The organism is Frankia sp. CeRuru1 (genome assembly GCF_977966315.1).
Genome location: NZ_CDWWEW010000103.1, coordinates 8,848 through 14,161, shown reverse-complemented (window position 1 = coordinate 14,161; position 5,314 = coordinate 8,848). Strand labels below are relative to the sequence as shown.

Annotated in this window: 4 protein-coding genes; 1 reads left to right on the top strand and 3 read right to left on the bottom strand. The window is 71.5% G+C overall.

Annotated elements, in window-relative coordinates; translation table 11 throughout:
- Nucleotides 1-83: 83 nt before the first annotated feature.
- From AC08OP_RS10130 to AC08OP_RS10120, 3 genes are all read right to left on the bottom strand, one after another.
- Nucleotides 84-1,034 (bottom strand): M56 family metallopeptidase, encoded by a 951-nt coding sequence (locus AC08OP_RS10130; protein WP_476613960.1) that lies wholly within the window; start codon nt 1,032-1,034, stop codon nt 84-86.
- Nucleotides 1,031-1,486: a BlaI/MecI/CopY family transcriptional regulator gene (locus tag AC08OP_RS10125; RefSeq protein WP_476613959.1), complete on the bottom strand. Its 456-nt coding sequence runs from the start codon at nt 1,484-1,486 to the stop codon at nt 1,031-1,033. The genes AC08OP_RS10130 and AC08OP_RS10125 overlap by 4 nt, the downstream gene beginning before the upstream one ends.
- Nucleotides 1,487-1,650: 164 nt before the next feature.
- On the bottom strand, nt 1,651-4,113 hold the full coding sequence (locus AC08OP_RS10120) for a heavy metal translocating P-type ATPase (protein WP_476613958.1): 2,463 nt from the start codon (nt 4,111-4,113) through the stop codon (nt 1,651-1,653).
- A 701-nt stretch (nt 4,114-4,814) separates the two neighbouring features.
- Here AC08OP_RS10120 and AC08OP_RS10115 point away from each other — a divergent pair.
- On the top strand, nt 4,815-5,314 hold a 500-nt coding region (locus AC08OP_RS10115), incomplete at its 3' end, for an urease accessory protein UreH domain-containing protein (protein WP_476613957.1).

The following is a 5,314-nucleotide window of genomic DNA, read 5'->3' as shown; positions in this document are numbered from 1 at the left end:
CGGAGCGAGCTGGGTCGGCCGCCCACCGTCAACCCACGGGCCGCAACTGATCACAAAAGTCGGGTTGGAGTACTAGGTAGACGCTATGCCGGCAGGGGGCAGTAGAGAGAGTGTCCGAGCCCGGCCAGCGGAGCAGCGGCCACGACGATCGGGATGAGAAGCACTGCGGTCACGATCACGGCGCCGACCAGTGTCCGGGCCGGTCCCAACGGGTTGGCGGGCTGTAGCAGGCGGCGAACGCGACGCAGTGACGTCGGTCCGCCAGCTGCCATCCCGACCTTGGGGCTGCCCCCACCGGCCAGGGCCGCCAGGGCCGCCGCGATCGAGAGGCGTTCGTGGTGGCGGGAGGCGACGTCGTCCGCCGCGAGTTCCAGCAGCCTGGAGACCTCGCGCTGCGCGTCGCGGAGCAGCGGCACGAACGGGAACGCACGGGCGAGCGCGGTCGCTCCGGCACGGACGAGATGGTGGCGGCCCGCCAGATGCGCCCGTTCGTGGGCGAGTACGGCCTGGAGCTGTTCCGGTTCGAGCGCGTCCAGCGCGGCCGTGGTGAGAACCACCCGCTGGCTGCGGCCGGGCAGACAGTAGACAGCGGCCGTGTCGTGGGTCAGCAGGACGGCCCCGAGATGCGGGACAGGGCGTCCGAGAATCTCCAGCTTCCGAGCATGCTCACGGCGTGCACGCCCGACCCGGACGAGTTCCGACGCCGCGCAGTAGGCCAGACGCGCGGACCAGAGGAAGGCCAGGGTCAGCCCGGCGACGGCGGGCCCAGCGCTGTCCAGGCTGGGGTGGATGTCCTGCAGAGCCATAACACAGGTGCGGAGCAGGCCGATCAGGTCGGCGCTGACTCGGGCGGACGGGACGGTCAGCGCAAGACCGCTCAGAACGACGGCGGCCAGCACCGATACCGACAACGCCTGCCACAGGCAGATCGCGAGTCGGGGGGCTCGCTCAGGCCAGGACGCTCGCAGCAGCAGCCGCGGCGAGGCGATGGCGAGCACCGTCGCGTAGGCCATCAACGCCGCAGCGACTGTCACCGTACCCCTCCTTCGGCCCGTTCCCCCGGCTCGAGGGAATCCTTGTCAGGCTCATGCCCGCCGTCGCTGCTGGCTGAGGCCCGTTGGTGGCGCTCGGAACTGGTGGCGCGGCCGAGGGCTTCCCGCAGCATCGCCGCCTCGTCGGGTGACATGCGTTCGACGAAGTGGACCAACGTCGCGGCGGGGTCGGTGCTGTCCGCGAGCGCCTCGCCCATCAGCTGTGCGCTGTGCACCTCTCGGGACCGCACTGGTTCGTACAGATATGCCCGGCCGGACAGGTGGCGTCGCAGCCAGCCTTTGCGATGCAGGTTGTCCATCACGGTCATGACGGTCGTGTAGGCGATCTCCCTGTGCCGGAGCAGGTCTTCGTAGACCGCGCGGACCGTTGTCGGCGCGGTCGCGGACCAGAGCCGGTCCATGACCACGGCTTCCAGCCCGCCCAGCCCGCGCATCCTGACCCCACGCTCGTCGTGTCCACCAGACCTGTGTCCACCAGACCTGCGGGTCCGCTGACTCCCGCTGCGGCACCGGGCCCCAGATTACGGCGGTTCCTCCACCCGTCCAACGCGACTCCGACGTGCTCGCGCCTGCCGCGGGCCGCTCCGCCTCCCTCGTCTCAAGGGGTGAGCGACGGGCTGGGGCGCTGAGCCTGCGCCACCACGTCAGGTGCGGGCGGCACCTCCAGCGAGTGGGGCAGCCGGAGCCGCTTGAGCAGCAGGGCGTTGACGGCGACCAGGAAGCTGGAGCCGGACATGGACAGGGCCGCGATCTCCGGACGGAGCACCAGGCCGAAGGCCGGGTCGAAGACGCCTGCCGCGATGGGGAGCGCGATGGCGTTGTAGCCGACTGCCCAGGCAAGGTTCTGCCGCATCTTGCGGACGGTACCCCGCCCGGTGAGCAGGGCGGCTGGGACGTCGAGCGGGTCGGAGCGCATGAGCACGACGTCGGCGGTCTCGATGGCGACATCCGTGCCGGCGCCAATCGCGACGCCGAGGTCGGCCTGGGCCAGGGCGGGGGCGTCGTTGACCCCGTCGCCGACCATCGCGACCCGCCGGCCGCCCCGCTGCAGTTCGGCGACCTGCGCTGCCTTGTCTCCAGGGAGCACTTCGGCGATGACCGTGTCGATGCCGAGCTGGTCGGCGATGCGTCGTGCGGTGGCCTGGTTGTCGCCGGTGAGCATGACGACCGCGACACCCGCCTCGTGCAGGGCGCCGATGGCCATCGCCGCGGTGGGACGAGGCGCGTCGGCGAGCCCGACCACGCCAGCGGCCCGGCCGTCAATGGCGACGAGCACGGCGGTCCGGCCGCCGGCGGCCAGCGTCTCGCGGCGCTGGCCCAGACTGCCCAGATGGACCCCTTCGGCGCCCATCAGCCGCTGGTTGCCGACCGCGACCCGGTGGCCGTCGACCGTGGCGACCGCGCCCTGCCCGGGCACGTTGACGAACGCCTCCGCCCGGGCCTGCGCCACGCCACGGGCGTCGGCGTGGCGGGCAACCGCCTGGGCGAGGGGGTGCTCGGACTCCCGCTCGACGGCCGCGACCAGGCGCAGCAGTTCGGCTTCGGCGGGACCGCCGTCCTGGTCGGTGACGACGTCGGTGACCTCCGGCTCGCCCTTCGTCAGGGTGCCGGTCTTGTCCATCACCACGACGTCGATCCGGGCGGACGTCTCCAGCGCGGTCGCGTTCTTGAACAGGATGCCGCGTCGGGCACCCAGGCCGGTACCGACCATGATCGCGGTGGGGGTGGCCAGGCCGAGCGCGTCCGGGCAGGTGATGACGACCACCGTGATCGCGAACAGGACGGCTTCTTGCGCCGGCCGGTCAGTGGCGAACAACCAGACCAGCAGCGTTCCGAGCCCGCCGGCGAGCGCGACGAACACCAGCCAGAACGCGGCCCGGTCGGCCAGCCGCTGGCCGGGGGCCTTGCTGTTCTGTGCTTCCTGCACGAGTGCGACGATCTGCGCCAGCGCGGTGTCGGCGCCGACCTTGGTCGCCCGGACGCGCAGCGTGCCGATGGTGTTGATGGTGGCACCGATAGCCTCAGACCCGGGCTGCTTGTGCACGAGCAGGCTCTCGCCGGTGACCATCGACTCGTCGACGTCGGACTCGCCCTCCTCGACAACACCGTCGACGGCGATCCGGCCCCCAGGCCGGACCAGCAGCAGGTCCCCGACGACGACCTCGGCCGTGGGGATCTCGACCGGTTCGCCGCCGCGGAGCACCACCGCCGTCTCGGGCGCCAGTTCGAGCAGAGACCGGATGGCGTCGTTGGCTCCGCCCCTCGCCCGCATCTCGAACCAGTGGCCCAGCAGCACGAACGCCGCGAGCACCGTGGCGGCCTCGTAGAAGACGTCGCCGCCACCAGCCAGGGTGACGACCAGGGAGTACGTCCACCCCGTGCCGACCGCCACGGCGACCAGCACCATCATGTCCAGGGTCCGGGCCCGCAGCGCCCGCACCGCCCCGTCGAAGAAGATCCACGACGCCCAGAAGACCACCGGCAGGCTCAGGGCCAGCTGGAACACGTCGTCGCGCAGGCCGAACGGGGCGGCCACCTCGAAGCCGAGCACCTCGCGGCCGATCGCCGACCACAGCAGGATCGGCACCGAGAAGACAGCCGCGACCAGGAACCGGTTGCGCATGTCGGCGACCATCGCGTCCATCGACATCGTCGCATGCCCGCCGTGCCCGGTAGGCGTCGGGGTTTCCGCCGACGCCGTGCTGTCACCCGGTGCCTGAGCTTCCTCGGTCTCAGTTTCCTCGGTCTCACTGCCGCGACCTCTGGCTGTAGCTCGCTCGGTGGCCAGCGGATCACAGACGTGGTCCGGCACGGACTGCCCGGCACAGTGGTAGCCGCAGTCGCGGACCCAGCGAGCGAGTTCTGCCACGGACGTCCGCGCCGGGTCAAACCGCACAACCGCTGATTGAGCCACCGGGTTCGCAGTCACCTCGACCACTCCGGGCCTCCGGCCGAGCACCGCCTCCACCCGTGCCTTCTCGGTCGCCCACCGCATCCCGGAGACCTCCAGGACCGCCGTCGAGACCACGTGCTGCCGAGCTTCGTCCTGATGCACGTCCACGATCGGTTCCCTTCCCGTCTTGCCGTCGCGCCGCTCCTCCAGCTTCCTACTATCGAAGCTAGTAGAGTTTGGGCTTCGCGATCTACAGCTACCCCCCGGGGGTATGAACCCTCAAGCCGGCCGGTGCCGAGGCGCCCGCCGAGGGCGGACGCGAACAGGGTGGAAGGGGTGTATCGGGCATGTTGATGAACCGGGTCGAGCCGGCGTTGGTCAGCTCGCCGCCGCGGCGCTGGCCCCGTTCGCCTTGGCGCACCTGCAGCATGGCTTGGTCCTCGAAGCTCCGGCCGTTGATCGCCCAGCGGTAGTCGGTGGCGCCCGCGCCCAGCTCGACCTGCAGCGTCCGGTCCGGCGCGCGGGTCCCAGCCCGCGACCGCCTCCACCGACCCGGCCGTCTACTACCCGGGATAGTGGGTTACCGTATGTTCCGGTCAGTCGCGCCGGACCACCTGTCGAATCCCTGCCCGGTCCAGGCGCTCCCTCCAACACACAGTCTGGGCAGGAAGGAAATCCGCGCTTCCTCCGGCCGCCGCCGCTGAAGTGGAGCTGCGTATTGCGACCGGCGTGCGCGTGCCGACCAGCGAAGCAGCCGGAGGCGCCGACGTCGCCCCCGGCGCCTCCGGGGCCTCCGGGGACGTGACGCGTACCCGCGCCGCTCGGCAGGCGGATCTTCGGCATCCTCGTTCCCTCTCGCGGGAGGCTCCGTGAATCTTGCAACGGTCTTGGTGACCGGCCTGTTCGCAGGTGGTGTGTCCTGTGCCGCGGTGCAGGGCGGCCTGCTGACCGGCCTGATCAGCCGACAGCGCGCCGCGGCGGCGGGACCAGCCGAGCTGCCCCGTCAGGCACCAGGCCGTAGTCGCCATTCAGCCCGCCATGCCCACCGCGCCCGCCCGGTGAGCCGGTCGGCGCGGGCGGTGCCGCAGGCGGATTGGCGCGTTCAGCTCGGCGAGGACCTCACCCCGGTCGGTGGGTTCCTGGCCGGCAAGCTCGTCTCGCACGTCCTGCTCGGGGCGCTGCTGGGGGCCGTGGGCAGCGCGGCGGAACTGTCGGTTGATGCGCGCACGTGGCTCCAGATCGGCGCGGGCCTGCTGATCATCGTGTTCGGTCTCGCCCAGCTTGGCGTGCCGGGTTTCCGCGGGATCGTCCTCGAGCCGCCGGCGTCGTGGATGAGGGTGGTCCGTCGCCGCGCCCGCTCCCAGGCCGC

Coding starts and splice junctions, on each gene's coding strand:
- AC08OP_RS10125 (WP_476613959.1), bottom strand. CDS start 1,486: ATGCGCGGGCTGGGCGGGCTGGAAGCCGTGGTCATGGACCGGCTCTGG.